Here is an 18,551-nt window from a genome sequence, read left to right on the forward strand (position 1 = left end):
CGTTGGGCTGTTCAATGGGAAAGCATAACCCAGGCATCCAGGGGCGGGCTTTGCTATCCTCGCCGGCATGAAAACATCTCTGCCCCTCAGCCTGATCGCGGCCCTCGCCGAGAATCGCGTCATCGGCATCGACAACAGCATGCCCTGGCACCTGCCGGGGGATTTCAAGTATTTCAAGGCCACCACCCTGGGCAAGCCGATCATCATGGGCCGCAAGACCTGGGACTCGCTCGGCCGCCCGTTGCCGGGGCGGTTGAACATCGTGGTCAGCCGTCAGCCTGGATTGGTGCTCGAGGGTGCCGAGGTGTTCGACTCGCTGGAGCATGCACTCGTTCGCGCAGAGCAGTGGGCGCTGGAGCAGGGTGTGGGCGAGCTGATGCTGATCGGTGGCGCGCAGCTGTATGACCAGGCGCTGGAGCGGGGTCTGGTCAGCCGCATGTACCTCACGCGGGTCGAGCTGAGCCCGGAAGGGGACGCGTGGTTTCCCGAGTTCGACAAAGACTCTTGGGAACTGATGTCGAGCGAGGCGCAGGCATCTGAAGGGCCTGCCTATCATTTCGAGGTCTGGGACAAGCGCTAGAAGGTGGACCACCGCCCCCATCTGGGGCGGCGGTCAGCAGAATCAGGTCCGGCTCAACTCCGCATGCTCCTCGGACCCCATCACCTCATGGTCCGTCTGCTTGAGCAACTGGCTTGTCACCACCCCCGCCGTCATCGAGCCGTTCACGTTCAACGCGGTACGGCCCATGTCGATCAGGGGCTCGACCGAGATCAGCAGCGCCACCAGCTCGACGGGCAGGCCCATCGCCGGCAGCACGATCAGCGCCGCGAAGGTCGCGCCGCCACCTACGCCAGCCACACCTGACGAGCTCAAGGTGACGATGGCCACCAGGGTGGCAATCCACAATGGGTCAAAGGTATCGATGCCCACCGCCGGGGCGACCATCACCGCCAGCATGGCAGGATAGAGACCGGCGCAGCCATTCTGGCCAATGGTGGTGCCAAATGATGCGGAGAAGCTGGCGATCGACGGCGGCACGCCCAGTCGCAGGGTCTGCGCTTCGATGTTCAGCGGGATGCTGGCGGCGCTGGAGCGGCTGGTGAATGCAAAGGTCAGCACCGGCCATACCTTGCGCAGGAAGCGCAGCGGGCTGACGCCGGTCGCCGCGAGAATCACACCGTGGACCACGAACATCAGTCCAAGCCCCAGGTAGGACACCACCACGAAACTGCCCAGCTTGAGGATGTCGTCCAGGTTGGAGCTGGCCACCACCTTGGTCATCAGGGCCAGCACGCCGTACGGCGTCAGTTTCATTACCAGGCGCACCAGGCGCATTACCCAGGCTTGCAGGGTATCGATGGCGGCGAGCACGCGGTTGCCCTTCTCGGCATCATCCTTGAGCAGTTGCAACGCGGCCATCCCCAGGAACACGGCGAAGATCACCACGCTGATGATCGAGGTCGGCTTGGCGCGGGCCAGGTCGCCCACGGGGTTGCTCGGCAGGAACGACAGCAGCAGCTGCGGGATGTTGAGGTCGGCGACCTTGCCCGCGTAATCGCTCTGGATGGCCTGCATGCGGGCCACTTCCTGGGTCCCGGCGACCAACCCTTCGGCACTGAGGCCGAACAGGTTGGTCAGCACGATACCGATCAAGGCCGCAATGGCGGTGGTCAGCAGCAGCGTGCCGATGCTCAGCACGCTGATACGTCCCAGCGAAGAGGCGTTGTGCAAGCGCGCCACTGCGCTGAGAATCGAGGCGAAGATCAGCGGCATGATGATCATCTGCAGCAGTTGGACGTAGCCCACGCCAACCAGGTCCAGCCAGCCGATGGTAGCCTTGAGCACCGGATGGCCGGCGCCGTAGATCGCATGCAGCACCGCACCGAAGGCAACGCCGAGGATCAGGCCCAGAAGGACCTTCTTCGCCAGGCTCCAGTCGGGACGCGGGAATTTCGCCAGGCCCAGCAACAAGGCCAGGAACGCTAGCAGGTTAAGTGACAACGGCAGGTTCATTGAAGCTCCGGAAAAGCAGAAAGGTGAGCATCGCCTCTGTGTGCGATTGCGAACACAAATGCTAACAGCCTGAAAACGAACGAATTTATATCTAGATGGAATTTGCTTATAGCATCTAGGAATAACCAGCACTGCGCCCAGGGTTCAAGCCTACATCCCACCCCATAAAAAAACCGGCGCACGAGGCGCCGGTTTTTGTTTTTCAGACGTTTCCTACAAACCGTCCAACATTGCCTTGTTACGCACCGCGCCTTTGTCGGCGCTGGTTGCCAGCAGTGCGTACGCCTTGAGGGCGGTCGTCACTTTGCGGGGACGTACCTCGACAGGCTTCCAGCCCTTCTTGTCCTGCTCGATGCGGCGATGCGACAGCTCTTCATCGCTGACCAGCAGGTTGATGGTGCGGTTGGGGATGTCGATAAGCACCTTGTCGCCATCACGCACCAGGCCGATAGCACCACCGGCTGCGGCTTCCGGAGAGGCATGGCCGATCGACAGGCCCGAGGTTCCGCCCGAGAAGCGGCCGTCGGTGAGCAGGGCGCAGGCCTTGCCCAGGCCCTTGGACTTCAGGTACGAGGTCGGATAAAGCATTTCCTGCATGCCCGGGCCGCCTTTCGGGCCTTCGTAGCGGATGATCACGATGTCGCCGGCCTGCACTTCATCGGCAAGGATGCCGCGCACAGCGCTGTCCTGGCTCTCGAAGATCTTCGCGTTGCCTTCGAACACGTGGATCGACTCGTCGACACCGGCGGTTTTCACCACGCAACCATCGAGCGCGATGTTGCCGTACAGCACGGCCAGGCCACCTTCTTTCGAATAGGCATGCTCGAAGCTGCGGATGCAGCCCTTTTCGCGGTCGTCGTCCAGGGTTTCCCAGCGGGTCGACTGGCTGAAGGCGGTCTGGGTCGGAATGCCCCCAGGGCCGGCCTTGAAGAAGTGATGCACTGCTTCGTCGTCCGTCTGGGTGATGTCCCATTTGGCGATGGCTTCTTCCATGCTGCGGCTGTGCACGGTCGGCAGGTCGGTGTGCAGCAGGCCGCCGCGGGCCAGCGAGCCGAGAATGCTGAAGATGCCGCCAGCGCGGTGGACGTCTTCCATGTGGTACTTCTGGATGTTCGGCGCCACCTTGCACAGCTGCGGAACGCTGCGCGACAGGCGATCGATGTCGCGCAGGTCGAACTCGATCTCCGCTTCCTGGGCCGCGGCCAGCAGGTGCAGGATAGTGTTGGTGGACCCGCCCATGGCGATGTCGAGCATCATGGCGTTCTCGAATGCCTTGAAGTTGGCGACATTGCGCGGCAGCACCGACTCGTCGTTCTCGCCGTAGTAGCGCTTGCACAGCTCGACGATGGTGCGGCCTGCCTGCAGGAACAGCTGCTCGCGGTCGGAGTGGGTCGCCAGGGTCGAGCCGTTGCCCGGCAGGGCCAGGCCCAGGGCTTCGGTGAGGCAGTTCATCGAGTTGGCGGTGAACATGCCGGAGCACGAACCGCAGGTCGGGCAGGCGCTGCGCTCGTACTCGGCGACTTTTTCGTCGCTGGCGGTGGAGTCGGCGGCGATGACCATGGCGTCGACCAGGTCCAGGCCGTGGCTCGCCAGCTTGGTCTTGCCGGCTTCCATCGGGCCGCCGGACACGAAGATCACCGGGATGTTCAGGCGCAGGGCCGCCATCAGCATGCCGGGGGTGATCTTGTCGCAGTTGGAGATGCACACGATGGCGTCGGCGCAGTGGGCGTTGACCATGTATTCGACGGAGTCGGCGATGATCTCGCGGCTCGGCAGCGAGTACAGCATGCCGTCGTGGCCCATGGCGATGCCGTCATCGACCGCGATGGTGTTGAATTCCTTGGCCACGCCACCGGCGCGTTCGATTTCCCGGGCGACCAGCTGGCCCAGGTCCTTCAGGTGCACATGACCCGGGACGAACTGGGTGAACGAGTTGGCGATGGCGATGATCGGTTTCTTGAAATCGTCGTCCTTCATGCCGGTGGCGCGCCACAAGGCACGTGCGCCGGCCATGTTGCGGCCGTGGGTGGAAGTCTTGGAACGATAATCAGGCATGAAGCACTCCTGGCGGCTGAATCAGGTCACAAAAAGGGGAGTGAGCTTCTCTTGTCCTTTGCACCGAAGGCCGGTTGCCACTGGCACGGATGAGGCCGAAGTACCGCGGGATCGCCGCGTGTTCGACCAGAGCTCATAAACCCGCCGGGGATGTCTGGCGATGAATAGCCCGATTCTACACCGCTGGCGCGGTGAAGGAATGCCGATGTGGATGGCTGGCCGCTTTACGCCGGTGGATCGTGTGGCGCTCGAACGACCCTATCGTCCCATTACGGTCTTGCCGCGGCATCATTCTCCCCTATGCCAAGCGCAGCCAAGCACCTGTGAGAGTCGGCCTCCTGTAGCAAAAGGACGGCGAAGCCCTCGCCGGAACATCACTTCAGCAGGTTACCTAGCCGCGGGACAAGCGCGGGATGACAGCCACTTGAGCATCAATCCCCCGCACAAGCTTACCCCCATGAAACCGAGCCCTAGACTCATTGAGAGGCTGTCCTCTATCAAAGCAATCAGCCCACTCGCCAAGCCGCCGATTGCGAAGAGCATGGTGTTGTTGAGCGCCGCTGCAGCACCTGCGCGTGCAGGATGGCGCTCTAGGGCTGATGAGGTGGCAGCGGGCCTTGTTATCGTTGTGCCGGCGGTGCAGATAATCATAGGCACTAGGAGGGTTGCTACAGACAAAGTTCCAAGCGTGAGCCAGATCACGAGCACCATGCCCGCGAAGCCGATGAGTCCCAGGCCAACCCCGATCTGCGAATGGGAGGACACCCTTCCATTGATCAAGCTGGCGATGACTCCACCCGTTACGTAAGCTCCTCCGTAGCCGAGAAATACAAGCGAGAATTCATATTCGGAAAGTTCTAGGCGATCCATGAGCAATAATGGTGAAACGACGATAAATGAGAAATGGCATGTAAAAGCGAGAGCAGAAAGCGTTGAGTAGGATAAGAATATATAATCGTGAATTAAAATGCCGTAGCTCTGCAGGCCGATATTTGAGAAGGTATCTGAGGGTTTTTCCGTCAGTAGCCTACAGCAAATAACTGCGGCCAATAGAGCCAAGCCGAAGAATACATAAAAGCTGCCCTGCCAGCCCAGCAGGTGTTGCAGTGCGCTTCCCGCAAGCGGGGATAGTGAAATAAATAACCCGCTAGCTGTCGTTAAAATTATCCGCATAGCATTGCGTTTATGTCCGGCGTATATATCCTGGACTAGAGCTTGAGTAAGTACAAAGCAGCCGCATCCCAGCGCCTGTAACATCCGGAAAGCCATGAACTCTGCATAGCTAGAGGCTAGACAGCATCCGGCTGCCCCCGTCATCGATAAATAAAGTCCCGCTAGTAAGAGTTTCTTGCGGCCTATGCGGTCTGAGAGCGGTCCGATAAAGCACTGTGATATGGCTACACCCATGGCAAAAAGACTTACAGAATAAGAAATTTCGCTACTTCCTACAGAAAATTCTCGCCCTAAAGCTTTAAAGGAAGGTAGTACGACGTCTACTGGAAATACGCCGAGCAAGTTCATTAGTGTCAGTAATGTAACTAGCGGTCGGCTATTTTTGCTTGCTTTGCCAGATGTCATGTAAGTATTCCACTGGCTCTGAACAGGCATAGTGTTTCATGGTCCTGAAAGAACGTGGTGCGTCTCAAAGCTTGCATAGTAGGTATGGCTAATACTGAGATACGCTCTTTTGCCCGAGCTTCTAAGTCCGACAATATTTGATTTTCTTGCGTTGAATCGAAGTCGAGTAAAGAAGATACAAATTTTTTATCAGGACGGCCGAAAATAAGAATAACCTCCAGCAGGAGGCGCGCAGTGAAATCTTGCTGTGACTTTGAAAGCTTTGGCCATAGTCTTTCGAAGCAGTTGGAAAAGTAGACTGAGTGTTTTCCCTCGTCATTGAGGTGGTCTCGCAACAAATGGTATATCCCGGGTATCAGCATTTGACGAGAAAGATTAAATAGCTCTTTGGTGATCAGGGTCTCTGATACAAAAGCGATAATGAAGCGTGTTAGCGCTCGATGTGACGATGGCGCTGTAGCCACAATTTCAGACAATGCCTTGAGTCGTGCCGAGTTTGTGCGCTCGAGTCCAAAATGGGTTTTCAGTTGGTCAGCAAGTTCCCGAGAGAAAAGGGCGTGATATCCCTCATCAACGTAAAGTTTCAGAGCTGCCCGATGGTCGGCAGGGGTAAAGTGCTCTTTTAATGCGCCATGCGTAATAGATTTTACAGCTTTATTGACATGGATTATTTCCAAATCGGTGGTGTAATCTAAAAAGTAGGTTAGATGATTGATATGAAGAAGTAGACGCTCTGGTGAATTAAGGTTTGCTATACAGGGATGAGCAAGGGCGGGAGCCATGGAGCTCGGAAACCATCGGTCTGGATCGGCTTCCTGAAGATCTTGCTCTGATAACAGGTAATGATACGGTCGGCAGCGTACCGTACTTGAGGTGTACCAATTCCGGAATACTGCCGCAGAGCGACCTTGAGGAGGCGCACTTTTCATTAGGCTTGTGCTCCATCGTTAATCGGTGCGTGAGTTCAGCAAATCCTTTAACGCTGCAGGCGTGTCCGATCCGTCGGTGTAACCTGCGCCGACAAAAAATAACGTCTGCTCAGCAGGATTGCTAAGATTCAACATCGCCTCAATCGACGCTTCATTCAGGGCTCCGGTTAGCCATGTTCCGAGGCCGAGATCGGTGGCCTCTAATTGAAAAGTCTGGGCAACGTGCCGGTCAATCGAATTTCCATGATTAATTTGGCTATCACCACTGACAAGGCTGACTAGCCGTAGCGCATAGTCTCTGCCTAATGCAAACTGCCTGTGCTCTTCAAAATTCCAGCAAACAAATCCATCTTCAGTAGCGAGAAAAAATACGTCGCTATTTATCATCTTGTCCTCCATTACCTGTGTTTGAAGCGCAGGCCGGCTCTGCGCTTCATGTCCTGGAGACTACTTGGCTTTCACCAGTTGATTGAGGTTGGCCAGCTTTCTTGATTCAAGTTGGATTTCTTTCATCTTTGTATCTCCTCAATTTACCGCGTCATTGCGACATTTCTTAGGTTAGACAAAGTTTCTAGAAGTGCAATTGATTTTTATGGTGGAAATTTCCCACTGACATGTAGGAAATTTCGTGATTAATTGCAGGTATTTAAACATCATGTAGAGAGTCCGATGCTGGGCATCTAACACCGGACGTCTTTCTATTGTCTTTTCCCGCAATCAGCTATTAGGCAACAACCGGCAAGTAATGCTCTTGATATACCGAGTCTCTGCAATCGCCGGATGCACCGGATGGTCCGGGCCCTGGCCGCCGCGCTCGAGCAGCTGCAGGTTGCGGTCCAGGTGACGGGCGCTGGTCAGCAGGATACCGTTGAGGTCGTCTTCGGGCAGGTGCATCGAGCACGAGGCGCTGACGAGGATGCCGTCCTTGGTCAGCAGGCGCATGGCCTGTTCATTGAGGCGGCGGTAGGCGGCCTCGCCGTTTTTCAGGTCTTTCTTGCGCTTGATGAAGGCGGGAGGGTCGGCAACGATGACGTCGAAACGCTCTTCGGCAGCCTTGAGCTCCTTGAGAGCTTCGAAGACGTCGCCTTCGATGCAGGTGAGCTTGTCGGCAATGCCGTTGAGCCCGGCGTTGCGCTCGACGCCGTCAAGGGCGAAGGCCGAGGCGTCGACGCAGAACACTTCGCTGGCGCCGAACGCGCCGGCCTGCACGCCCCAGCCACCGATGTAGCTGAAAAGGTCGAGCACACGCTTGCCTTTGACATACGGGGCCAGGCGCGCGCGGTTCATGCGGTGGTCGTAGAACCAGCCAGTCTTCTGGCCTTCGCGTACCGGGGCTTCGAACTTGACGCCGTTCTCTTCCAGCGCGACCCAGTCCGGGACTTCGCCGTAGACGGTCTCGACGTAGCGGCCCAGGCCTTCGGCATCACGGGCGGCCGAGTCGTTCTTGAACAGGATGCCGCTTGGCTTGAGCACCTGCACGAGGGCGGCGATGACGTCGTCCTTGTGCTGCTCCATGGTCGCCGAGGCCAGTTGCACCACGAGGATGTCGAAGAAGCGGTCGACCACCAGGCCTGGCAGCAGGTCGGAATCGCCGTACACCAGGCGGTAGCATGGCTTGTCGAACAGCCGCTCACGCAGCGACAGGGCAACGTTCAGACGGTGCACCAGCAAGGATTTGTCCAGCGCAAGCTTGGCATCACGCGACAGCAGGCGGGCGCAGATCAGGTTGTTCGGGCTCAGGGCAACGACGCCCAGGGCCTTGCCGTTGGCCGCCTCCAGGATCGCCTGCTCACCGGCGCGGAAGCCTTGCAGCGGGGTCGCGGCGACGTCGATTTCGTTGCTGTAGACCCACAGGTGGCCGGCCCGCAGGCGGCGGTCGGCGTTGGCTTTGAGGCGAAGGCTGGGCAGGGACATGACGTCGCTCCGGGAAAAAAGAGCGGGAGTATAGCGCGTTGGCCACGCGCCAGGCGCGGCCAACGACAAACAGCGGTATCAGCCTGAGAGGGCTTCGATGAGCTTCTTGTTGAAGGCCGGGATATCATCGGGTTGGCGGCTGGTAATGAGGTTGCCATCCACTACCACTTCTTCGTCGACCCACTCGGCACCGGCATTTTGCAGGTCGTCCTGCAGGGTCTTGTAGCTGGTCAGGCGACGGCCCTTGACCAGTTTGCAGGACACCAGTAGCCAGCCGCCGTGACAGATCACGGCCAGGGGCTTGCCCTCCGAGTCATGGGACTTCACCAGCTTCTGCGCACCCGGGATCAGCCGGATGGTATCGGAATTCTGCACGCCGCCCGGCAGGACGATTGCGTCGTAGACATTCTGGCTGGCCGCATCGAAGGTAGCGTCCACCTCGAATTCATCAGCTGGCTTGTCATGGTTCCAGCCGCGCACCTTGCCGGTTTTTTCACTGAGGATATCGACAGTGGCGCCGCTTTGCTTCAAGGCATCGCGTGGACCAGTCAGCTCCACCTGCTCAAAACCGTCAGTGACCAGTATCGCGACACGCTTGCCGCTCAGAGATGTGCTCATGGGTGTACTCCTTTTCTGAATAGGCCTGAGAAAGGAGGCCCCTGAACATAAGGGAAAGTTCCTGCGGGCTACATCAGTGGTTGCTGCCCGAATGGACTAAAGGGTTAAAATTGCCGCTCATCCCCGAGTGTGCACGTATGTCCCAGGAACTCACCGCCGAACAGATCCAGCAAGCCTTGCAAGGGATCAGTATTCCTCCGCAGCCGCAGATCATGGTCGACCTGCAGTTCGAGCAGTACATGCCCGATCCTGACCTGGAAACCATCGCCAAGCTGATCTCGCAGGACCCTGGGCTGTCTGGCGCCTTGCTCAAGCTGGTGAACTCGCCGCACTTCGGGCTGAGCAACAAGATCGGTTCGATTCAGCGGGCCGTGAATCTGCTGGGTAGCCGCTCGATCATCAACCTGATCAATGCCCAATCGATCAAGGGCGAGATGAGCGACGAGACCATCGTGACCCTCAACCGCTTCTGGGACACCGCCCAGGACGTGGCCGAGACCTGCCTGACCTTGGCCAAGCGCACGGGCCTGCAGGCGGTCGATGAAGCGTACACACTGGGGCTGTTCCACGACTGTGGCGTGCCACTGATGCTCAAGCGCTTCCCCGAATACATGAGAGTGCTGGAAGACGCCTACGCCAGCGCAGGCCCCAACCACCGCGTGGTCGATACCGAGAACCAGGTGTTCAACACCAACCACTCGGTAGTCGGCTATTTCACCGCGAAGTCCTGGCGCCTGCCCGAGCACATCACGGCGGCCATCACCAACCACCACAATGCCTTGGCGGTGTTCCGTGATGAATCCTCGCGCAATACCCAGCTGAAAAACCTGCTTGCGGTGCTGAAAATGGCCGAGCACGTCTGTGCATCCTACCGGGTGCTGGGCAGTCAGAGCGTGGATCACGAATGGAACGCGGTGGCTCCTTATGTGCTCGATTACATAGGGCTGTCGGAGTACGACTTCGAAAGCCTCAAACAGACCCTTCGAGACATGAGCGGGCACTGATATGCCAGAGTTGCCAGAAGTCGAAACCACCCGCCGGGGCATCGCACCCTACCTGGAGGGACAGCGCGTCAGCCGCGTGATCGTGCGCGACAGCCGCTTGCGCTGGCCGATCCCGGAAGACCTTGATGTGCGCCTGTCGGGCCAGCGCATCATGACGGTCGAAAGGCGGGCCAAGTATCTGCTGATCAATGCCGAGGCTGGCACTTTGATAAGCCATCTGGGCATGTCGGGCAACCTGCGACTGGTCGAACTTGGGCTGACGCCGGCCAAGCATGAGCATGTGGACATCGAACTGGAGTCGGGCCTGGCCCTGCGCTACACCGATCCGCGGCGCTTCGGCGCCATGCTCTGGAGCCACGACCCGCACAACCACGCGCTGCTGGCGCATCTCGGACCGGAGCCTCTGACCGATCTGTTCGACGGCGAGCGCCTGTTCCAGCTGTCACGCGGCCGGGCGATGGCCGTCAAGCCGTTCATCATGGACAACGCAGTGGTGGTCGGGGTCGGTAATATCTACGCCACCGAAGCACTGTTCGCGGCGGGTATCGACCCGCGACGAGCGGCAGGCGGTATTTCGCGGGCGCGGTATCTCAAGCTGGGCGTCGAGATCAAGCGGATCCTGGCCTATGCCATCGAGCGCGGCGGCACGACACTGCGGGACTTCTTTGGCGGCGATGGACAGCCTGGCTACTTCCAGCAGGAATTGTTCACCTACGGCAGGGGAGGCCAGCCTTGCAAGGTATGTGGAACCGAACTTCGGGAGGTCAAGCTGGGGCAGCGGGCCAGTGTGTTCTGCCCGCGCTGCCAGCGCTAGGCGCAGAGGCGCAGCGCATCAGACCTTGCCGGTGATACGCCGGTACTTGGCCATCAGCTCGTCCTCGCTTTCGGGATGAGCTTCATCCAGGGGAATGCAGTCGACCGGGCAGACTTGCTGGCACTGTGGTTCGTCGTAGTGGCCGACACATTGGGTGCACAGGTTTGGGTCGATCACGTAGATCTCTTCGCCCTGGGAGATGGCGGCGTTCGGGCACTCGGGCTCGCAGACGTCGCAATTGATGCAATCGTCGGTGATGATCAGGGACATGGGGACTCCGGCCGGGGCTGGGAGCCCGGGCATTTCAATACCAATGAGCACAATTGTGCCGCATTCGCGCCCGCAGTGCACGCGGGCGCTTCGCGTTGGCGCGAACAGGCTACTTCTTGAAGCGCTCGGTCAGGGCTTCAGCCACCACCGGGTGCACGAACTTGGCGATATCGCCACCCAGCGCGGCGATTTCCCGGACCAGGGTCGAGGAAATGAATGAATAGCGCTCGGACGGCGTGAGGAAGAGGCTCTCGACGTCGGGTGCGAGTTGCCGGTTCATGTTGGCCAGCTGGAACTCGTACTCGAAGTCGGACACCGCACGCAGCCCCCGCAAGAGGACATTCGCGCCTTGCTCCTTGGCGAAATGCGCCAGCAGGCTGGAGAAACCGATGACCTCGACGTTGGGCAGGTGCTGGGTGACCTCGCGCGCCAAGGCTACCCGTTGCTCCAACGGGAACAGTGGGTTTTTCTTGGGGCTGGCCGCCACGGCAATGATCACATGGTCGAACAGTCGCGAGGCACGCTCGACCAGATCGCCATGGCCTTTGGTAATGGGGTCGAAAGTACCCGGGTACAACACTCGGTTCATACGTCATCCTGGCTGGAGTGCGTTGGCGACTCGGATGGTAGCGCAGCGACCGCGCCCGGCCAAGTCACGCATGCCGACTCAAGGCACTATAGACTCAGGACAGGTTCTTTCATCAGGAGATTGTCATGCCCCTTGCGCAATTGATCACCCCCCAGCAGTTGGCCGAGCGCCTGGATACGCCCGGCCTGGTGATCCTCGACTGTCGGTTTGCCCTGGAGGACGTGGATTACGGCCAGCGCAGCTATGCCGAAGGGCATATCGCTGGCGCCCATTTCGCAGATCTGGAGCGGGATCTGAGCGGCCGAGTGATCAAGGGCCATACCGGCCGGCATCCTTTGCCAGCGCCTGAACGGCTGGTCGAGCGCTTGCGCGGCTTTGGCCTGGACAACGACAGCCAGGTAGTGCTCTACGACGACGCCCCGGGTGCATTCGCTGCCCGGGCCTGGTGGTTGCTGGCCTGGCTGGGCAAGCGCGATGGCGTGAGCATTCTCGATGGCGGCCTGAAGGCCTGGCATGCCGCGCACCTTCCCTTGAGTCTTGATTCGCCGCAAAAGCGTGAGGGCGCGTTTGCCGGCAAGCCGGACATGGACCTGCTGATCGATGCCAAGCAACTGGAAAAGCGTCTCGGCAGACCTGACCTGACCCTGCTCGACGCACGTGCCCTGCCGCGCTTTCGCGGTGAAGTCGAACCGATCGATCCGGTGGCGGGGCACATCCCCGGTGCCCAGTGCGCCGCCTTTACCGACAACCTGGGGCCTGACGGCCGGTTCCTGCCCGCCGCAGAGCTGCGCCAGCGCTTTGCCGAGAAACTGGCGGATCGCTCACCCGAACAGGTCGTGGCGTACTGCGGCTCGGGCGTAACGGCCTGCCATGACCTGTTTGCGCTGTGTCTCGCCGGATACCCGCTCGGCCGCTTGTATGCAGGCTCCTGGAGCGAGTGGATCAACGATGCGGCGCGCGGGGTGGCGAAAGGCGACTGATGGCTCAGACGCCTTCGACCAGCCACTGCGGAATGCGCCGCTCCAGGTAATAGCTGGGGTTGCGCATGCTCCCATCGACGAATCCGACATGGCCTCCACGGCGGTGCAGCTCCAGGTGAGTCAGCGGCGCCAGCTCGTCCGCGCTGGGCAAGCTGTGGTTGAACACAAAGGGATCGTCGTTGGACTGGATGATCAGTGTTGGCGTGCGGTTGTCGCCCAGGAAATAGCGGCTCGATGAACGCCGGTAGTAGTCATGGGCGTCCTGGAAACCGTTGAGCGGCGCAGTCACCCGGCCATCGAAGTCCCAGAAGTTGCGCAGGTTGCGCAGCTCGCCCAGACGCTCGAGGGTGGCGAGGTTCTCGTGGTGGCCCAGGTGCTGGAAGTGACGCTGCTTGTCTTTGACATAGGCCAGCATCGCCCGCATGAAGTGCGCCTGGTAAACCCGGGAAAATCCCAACCCGATACGGTCGGCGCATTCATCCAGGCGAAATGGCACCGACACCGCGACCGCAGCCTGCAACTGGCTGGCCGAGCCGCTTTCGCCCAGGTACTTGAGCAGAATGTTGCCACCCAGCGAATAGCCGACCGCATACAGCGGCGCCAGCGGGCGCTGGGCGCGCAGATGGCTGACGACTTCGGCAAGGTCTTCGCTCGCGCCGGAGTGATAGCTGCGGGGCAGCAGGTTCGGCTCGCCAGAGCAGCCGCGCCAGTTGACTGCAACACTGGCCCATCCGCGTTGCTGCAGGGCCTGCTGCAGCCCTTTGACGTAAGGGGAGCTGGATGACCCGGTCAGGCCATGCAGCACCATGACCAACGGCGCATCGGGCTGGTGCGGGCCGTGCCAGTCAAGATCGAGGAAGTCCCCATCGCTCAACCACAGGCGCTCGCGGGTACGGGGGAGATCGGGTAGCTTGCGCCACAGAGGCCCCCACAGGGTTTGCAGGTGGGGGTTGGCAAGGCCGATGGCGGGGCAGAAGGCGGTGGTAGAGCTTGGCATGCTAGGCGACTCGAGATGACCCTCCTAGCTTGCCATGGAACCACCGACGGTGCATCGGTGCTCTTCAAGGTGCCGGAACGTCCGGCAAGGGTAGCTGAAGCGTGGTCGGCCCCACGCTTGTGAACACCATGCGTGTCGGGTCGAGGTAGCTCTGCAAGACCTCACACACCGCCTGCGGCGTGATCTCATGGAGGTGACGGAGATAGGTATCGAATTGAATGAAGGGCTGCTGACTCAGCTCGACCAGTACGGCAGCCAGCGACTGGTTGCGCGCCACCCCACGTAACAGTCTGCCTGCAATCTGCTCCCGGGCGTATTGCAATTCGGCCTTTGTCGGTCCGCGCTCGATGAACTCGCGCAGCACACTGGCCACCAAGTGTTGCGAACCTTCTACGTACTGCGGGGCGATCTCCCAGTCGATGCTCAGCACGCCGCCCGCCTCGTACGGGAGCAGCTCAGAGCGTATGTCGTAGGTAAGACCTCGACGCAGACGCAATTCCTGCATCAGGCGAGACTCGAAGCCCGACCCCAGCACCACGTGCGCCAGCATCAAGGCCGGATAGTCCGGATCTGCGAGGACAATCCGCAGGGGCATGGCCAACGCCGCTGCCGAGTTCATTCCCGCTTGGTCCACATGCAGGGTTCCGGCTGGCGCGAATGGCGCCTGAGGAGGGGGCGCGGCAGCCCAGCGCTGGGGCAGCGCGCCGGTGATACGCTCGACGATGGCCTCGGCTTGTTCGCGCGATAGATCGCCGACCAGGGACAATCTCAGGTTGTTGGCGCTATAAGCGCGTTGGTGAAACCTTCTGAGGTCGCCTGCGGTGATGGACTCGATGCCCTCCGCTGTGCTGCCTAACGCATTGGCATAAGGGTGGCCGGCAAAGAGGTGGGCATGAGCCTCAAGGCGGGCTCTGGTCCCTGAGTGGGCTTTGCGAGCGGCATGATAAGCCAGCAGCCGGGGCTTGATGACAGCCAGGTCAGTGGCGTGGAGGGCGGGATGCCCGAGCATTTCAGTGAACAACTCGATGGCTGGGTCGAGCAGCGTCTGTTGGCTCCGGGCGCGCAAGCCCAGCGTCGCGTGGGTCAGCCGCACGCGCTTGTGTATCCGCACGCCCAATTGCTCGATGCGCTCGGCGAATTGCTCCGCGTTCAGGTGGCGGGTGCCGTGCCCGAGCAAGTGCAGTGTCAGGGCCGCCAACCCGCTGGTATTGCCGTCGAGCTCGGTGCCGGCGTTGAAGCGCGCTACCAGGTCGATGATCGGCTGATCACGCGACTGTACGAAGGTGACCCAGGTGCCAGCGGCGGTTTGCCAAGACTCTACCTGCGTGCCAATGGGCTCGAGCTGATCAAGGTCGATGCCTTGGGCGGAGGCAAGGTTCGCGAACAGAGCTTGCTCATCGATGGCGGTGGGCTGGATGGTGCGGGTCGAGTCATTCATGCGAGCGCTCCTTGTCGTGCATGTAGGTAACCGTCAGACGGCGTCGGGTGAAGTAGTCGTGCGCCGCTTGCCGCAGGTGCTCACCCGTGAGAGTTTCGATCGCTTGTAGCTCGGTACCTGGCAGATCCGGGTCCAGGCCGCTGGTGGCATAGGTACCGATGGTCGATGCCTGCTGGGCGATATCGTCCTGTTCGAAGATCTGGGCGCTCAGCAGGATGGCCTTGGCCCGCTCGAGCTCTTGTTCGGCGGGCGGCATCTGGCGAAGCACCTCAAGCTCATGCCAGATCAGGGTGGCCATCTCTTCGGGTGCGCCGCTGGAAAACACGCTGATCATGAACAAGCCGTCGCCACGTTGCAGGTAGTCATATTCAACTTTGACGGCCAGCGCTTTTGCACCGCGTACGAGACGGCGGTAAAGCCGCGAGCTGGCGCCAATCGCGAGCACCACGGCCAGCAGACGCAGCGCCAAGGCTTCTTCAGCGGTGCGGGCGGTGGCCTGGCTAGGGGTATTGAAGGTCATGATCACCCCCGGACGCATGCCGGGCGCGGCGACTGTCTGGCTGCGCTGTTCCAGCGAAGCGTTTTCCCTGGGCGTTTCACGGGGTGGCAGGCGATTGGCCTGCAGCCCGGCAAAATGGCGCTCGACCAGGATTCGCAGGCGCTCGGGGCTGATAGCGCCGACCACTACCAGGGTGGCGTTGTTTGGGTGGTACCAGCTTTGGTACCAGACCCGCGCGTTCGCGTAGGTCATCTGCTCCAGGTCTTGGGGATGACCAATGATGGGTGTCGCGTAACGGCTGGCCCCGTGAGCGAGCAACCGGGCCCGTTCCAGGGCCAAGGCATAAGGCGTGCTATCAAGCCTTGTCCGCCGTTCAGCCTTGATGACTTCGAGCTCGCGGGTGAACGCTGCTTCACCAAACCTGGCACTGGCCATGGCATCGGCCATGACCTCGAGCACGATTTCCACACGACTGGCCGGCAGGGTGACCGGAAAAACCGTGGCGTCGCGGTTAGTAAAGGCGTTGGGTTCGCCACCCAGGCGGCTGATCAGGGCGGAATATTGCCCAGGCGCGAGTTTGCTGCCCCCCTCGAATATCACGTGTTCCAAGGCATGGGAAAGACCGGTGTGCCCGTCAGGTTCGTCGCTTGAACCCACGTGGTACCACATTTGTGCGCTTATCAAGGGTGCTCGGCGATCTTCGCGCAGGTAGACCTTCAGCCCATTGGCAAGACTGAAGCGATGCAAAGAGGGTGGGGCAGCGGAAGGGGCAGGGGGTGGATTGTCTGACGGATGTGAAGGCATGGCGAGGCTGCTCTTGGACTATGGGTCGGAGCAGTTTCGATGGAAGTGGGTACCTGCCTGCGGTATTTAGAGCTGCAGGCAGGCTTTTGGAAAATGGCGGTCAGCCCCGCTGCCACAAGGCGTAATGGACCTGCCCGGTCTTCTTCTCCCGGTGCAGGCGCCAGCTGCCCGGCATCTGCAGCGAGGAAGGCGCGGCTTCGCTTTCGGTGTAGATCCAGGCGTTGTCACGCAGCCAGCCGCGGTCCTCGAGCAGGCTGCAGGTGGTGGCCAGCAGGTCCTGGTGGAAGGGCGGGTCGAGGAACACCAGGTCGAACTGCTGCTTCACATCGCCTTGCAGGTAACGCAGGGCGTCGCTCTGGATCACCTTGCCGCGCGGGCAGCGCAGCACTTCGAGGTTGTCACGCAGGTTGGCGATGGCGGCAGGATTGCTGTCGAGGGCGACGGCATCGGCCGCGCCGCGCGACAGGGCCTCGAGGTACAAGGCGCCGCTGCCGGTGAAGGCGTCCAGCACATGGGCGCCCTCGATATGGGGAGCGAGCCAGTTGAACACGGTCTCGCGGACCCGGTCCGGAGTCGGGCGCAGCCCCTCCCCGGCAGGAACCGGCAGGCGGCGGCTGCGCCATTCCCCGGCGATGATGCGCAGGTGACCCTGGCCCTGGCTGGGTCGGGCGGGTTGGGATGGCTTGGCCATTAATGCTCCGGTACGCCAAGCGGCTGCTCGGCGGGTTTGTCAGTTGGCGGTGGGAGGGGTTTCTGCGCCACCTTGGGGCCGGCCGTGACGATCACCAGCTTGTCGGCCGCCAGGTGTTTGTTCAGCGCGCTCTTGACCTGCTCGGCGGTCAGGCTCTGGGACTGCTGCATGAAGTCTTCGATCCAGGTCAGCGGCAGGTTGTAGAAGCCGATGGCACCCAGTTGGCCGACGATGCTGGCGTTGCTGGCATTGGACAGCGGGAAGCTGCCGGCCAGCTCGCGCTTGGCATCGTCGAGCTCTTGCTGGCTCGGGCCGGTCTTGAGGTATCCGGCGAGAATATCCTGTACCAGCTTGAGCGTGCCTTCGCTGAGCTCGGCGCGGGTCTGCAGGTTGATCATGAACGGGCCGCGTACCTGCATCGGGCTGAACACCGAGTAGACGCCGTAGGTCAGGCCACGTTTTTCACGCACTTCGGTCATCAGGCGGGTGCCGAAAGCGCCACCCCCGAGGATCTGGTTGCCGAGCGACAGCGCGGCGTAGTCCGGGTCGGTCCGGTCGATGCCGAGCTCGGCGAGCATCAGGTGGGTCTGCTTGGACGGGAAATCGATATGCGTGAGACCTGCCTTGGGCTCGACAGGCTGCGCCGGCTTGGCCAGGGCGGGGCCTTTGGGCAGTGCGGACGACACTTGCGAGGCGATAGCCTCTGCGTCGATGCGGCTGAGGTCGCCGACCAGCGCGATAACTGCGTTGCCCGCCGCATATGCCTTGGCGTGGAAAGCGCGTAGCTGGTCAAGCGTGATCGGCGGGATGCTTTCGGCGGTACCTTCGCTTGGGCCTGCGTAGGGGTGGTCGCCGTAGAGCCGCGCGAACAAGGCCTTGCTGGCGAGCTTGGCAGGGTTCTGCTTCTCGTACTCGAAACCTGCCAGCAGCTGATTCTTGATGCGCTTGAGGGCGTCCTCGGGGAAGGTCGGCTTGCCCACGACTTCGGCGAACAGCTTGAGCGCGGGCTCGCGCTTGTCGGCGGCGCTGAGGCTGCGCAGCGTAGCCACGGCCATGTCGCGGTAGGAACCGTTGCCAAAGTCGGCGCCCAGGCCTTCGAAACCCTGGGCGATGGCGGTGACGTCCTTGCCTGCCACGCCTTCGTTGAGCATCGCGTTGGTCAGCGTGGCGAGGCCTGGCGTGCCGCCGTCCTGGCTGCTGCCGGCGGCGAAGGTCACGCGCAGGTCGAACATCGGCAACTCGCGGGCCTCGACGAACAGTACGCGGGCGCCCTCGGCGGTGTTCCAGCTCTGGATGTTCAGCTGGCGGCGGCTGGGGGCCTTGCCGTCGAGCTCGGCCAGCGATTGCAGGGTGTTGG

Annotated in this window: 17 protein-coding genes and 1 pseudogene; 4 read left to right on the top strand and 14 right to left on the bottom strand. The window is 61.0% G+C overall.

Translation table 11 applies throughout. The features are described 5' to 3' along the window. Positions 1-67 precede the first annotated feature (67 nt). Positions 68-580: a dihydrofolate reductase gene (locus tag AC0ZZU_RS01685; RefSeq protein ID WP_476338537.1), complete on the top strand. Its 513-nt coding sequence runs from the start codon at positions 68-70 to the stop codon at positions 578-580. Between the two features lie 42 nt (positions 581-622). On the opposite strand, the gene AC0ZZU_RS01690 is transcribed toward AC0ZZU_RS01685, so the two are convergent. The 7 genes from AC0ZZU_RS01690 to AC0ZZU_RS01720 form a co-directional block, all read right to left on the bottom strand. Then, positions 623-2,014, bottom strand: coding sequence for an L-cystine transporter (locus tag AC0ZZU_RS01690; protein WP_476338539.1), 1,392 nt, complete (start codon positions 2,012-2,014; stop codon positions 623-625). Between the two features lie 213 nt (positions 2,015-2,227). After that, positions 2,228-4,069, bottom strand: a complete 1,842-nt coding sequence (gene ilvD, locus AC0ZZU_RS01695; RefSeq protein WP_476338540.1) for a dihydroxy-acid dehydratase — start codon at positions 4,067-4,069, stop codon at positions 2,228-2,230. A 387-nt stretch (positions 4,070-4,456) separates the two neighbouring features. Then, entirely contained in the window at positions 4,457-5,647 is a 1,191-nt protein-coding gene (locus AC0ZZU_RS01700) for an MFS transporter (protein ID WP_476339103.1), read from the bottom strand. Further along, positions 5,644-6,576 carry a diiron oxygenase gene (locus tag AC0ZZU_RS01705; protein WP_476338542.1) on the bottom strand — a complete coding sequence of 311 codons (933 nt, stop codon included), beginning with the start codon at positions 6,574-6,576 and terminating at the stop codon, positions 5,644-5,646. Before AC0ZZU_RS01705 ends, AC0ZZU_RS01700 begins: the two co-directional genes overlap by 4 nt. An 18-nt stretch (positions 6,577-6,594) precedes the next feature. Further along, a complete protein-coding gene (locus AC0ZZU_RS01710) occupies positions 6,595-6,963 on the bottom strand; it encodes a nitroreductase family protein (RefSeq protein ID WP_476338543.1) in 369 nt (122 codons plus the stop codon). Positions 6,964-7,293: 330 nt separating this feature from the next. Continuing rightward, positions 7,294-8,490 (bottom strand): class I SAM-dependent rRNA methyltransferase, encoded by a 1,197-nt coding sequence (locus AC0ZZU_RS01715; protein WP_476338545.1) that lies wholly within the window; start codon positions 8,488-8,490, stop codon positions 7,294-7,296. Positions 8,491-8,568: 78 nt separating this feature from the next. Beyond that, on the bottom strand, positions 8,569-9,108 hold the full coding sequence (locus AC0ZZU_RS01720; protein ID WP_476338547.1) for a type 1 glutamine amidotransferase domain-containing protein: 540 nt from the start codon (positions 9,106-9,108) through the stop codon (positions 8,569-8,571). Between the two features lie 191 nt (positions 9,109-9,299). Between AC0ZZU_RS01720 and AC0ZZU_RS01725 the strand changes: the two genes are divergently transcribed. Next, positions 9,300-10,112 carry an HDOD domain-containing protein gene (locus AC0ZZU_RS01725; RefSeq protein WP_476339105.1) on the top strand — a complete coding sequence of 271 codons (813 nt, stop codon included), beginning with the start codon at positions 9,300-9,302 and terminating at the stop codon, positions 10,110-10,112. 1 nt (position 10,113) lies between these two features. Beyond that, positions 10,114-10,926, top strand: coding sequence for a bifunctional DNA-formamidopyrimidine glycosylase/DNA-(apurinic or apyrimidinic site) lyase (gene mutM, locus AC0ZZU_RS01730; RefSeq protein ID WP_476338549.1), 813 nt, complete (start codon positions 10,114-10,116; stop codon positions 10,924-10,926). An 18-nt stretch (positions 10,927-10,944) separates the two neighbouring features. Here mutM and AC0ZZU_RS01735 read toward each other — a convergent pair whose 3' ends face one another. Next, positions 10,945-11,196 (bottom strand): YfhL family 4Fe-4S dicluster ferredoxin, encoded by a 252-nt coding sequence (locus tag AC0ZZU_RS01735; protein WP_476338550.1) that lies wholly within the window; start codon positions 11,194-11,196, stop codon positions 10,945-10,947. Positions 11,197-11,305: 109 nt separating this feature from the next. After that, positions 11,306-11,785 (bottom strand): pantetheine-phosphate adenylyltransferase, encoded by a 480-nt coding sequence (gene coaD, locus AC0ZZU_RS01740; protein ID WP_158458724.1) that lies wholly within the window; start codon positions 11,783-11,785, stop codon positions 11,306-11,308. A 125-nt stretch (positions 11,786-11,910) separates the two neighbouring features. On the opposite strand from coaD, the gene AC0ZZU_RS01745 reads away from it, so the two are divergent. Continuing rightward, on the top strand, positions 11,911-12,765 hold the full coding sequence (locus AC0ZZU_RS01745; protein WP_476338551.1) for a sulfurtransferase: 855 nt from the start codon (positions 11,911-11,913) through the stop codon (positions 12,763-12,765). Between the two features lie 4 nt (positions 12,766-12,769). Here AC0ZZU_RS01745 and AC0ZZU_RS01750 read toward each other — a convergent pair whose 3' ends face one another. The 5 genes and pseudogenes from AC0ZZU_RS01750 to AC0ZZU_RS01770 all read right to left on the bottom strand — a co-directional run. Then, a complete protein-coding gene (locus tag AC0ZZU_RS01750) occupies positions 12,770-13,762 on the bottom strand; it encodes a hydrolase (protein WP_476338552.1) in 993 nt (330 codons plus the stop codon). A 64-nt stretch (positions 13,763-13,826) separates the two neighbouring features. Further along, on the bottom strand, positions 13,827-15,200 hold the full coding sequence (locus AC0ZZU_RS01755) for a M16 family metallopeptidase (RefSeq protein ID WP_476338554.1): 1,374 nt from the start codon (positions 15,198-15,200) through the stop codon (positions 13,827-13,829). Further along, positions 15,193-16,503 carry a M16 family metallopeptidase gene (locus tag AC0ZZU_RS01760; protein ID WP_476338556.1) on the bottom strand — a complete coding sequence of 437 codons (1,311 nt, stop codon included), beginning with the start codon at positions 16,501-16,503 and terminating at the stop codon, positions 15,193-15,195. The genes AC0ZZU_RS01755 and AC0ZZU_RS01760 overlap by 8 nt, the downstream gene beginning before the upstream one ends. A gap of 100 nt (positions 16,504-16,603) precedes the next feature. After that, positions 16,604-17,194 carry a 16S rRNA (guanine(966)-N(2))-methyltransferase RsmD gene (rsmD, locus tag AC0ZZU_RS01765; protein WP_476338557.1) on the bottom strand — a complete coding sequence of 197 codons (591 nt, stop codon included), beginning with the start codon at positions 17,192-17,194 and terminating at the stop codon, positions 16,604-16,606. Then, positions 17,194-18,546, bottom strand: a pseudogene (locus AC0ZZU_RS01770) (M16 family metallopeptidase); the annotation flags it as partial. The gene rsmD and the pseudogene AC0ZZU_RS01770, both read right to left, overlap by 1 nt. Positions 18,547-18,551 lie beyond the last annotated feature (5 nt).

Source organism: Pseudomonas sp. JE3303 (assembly GCF_056312565.1).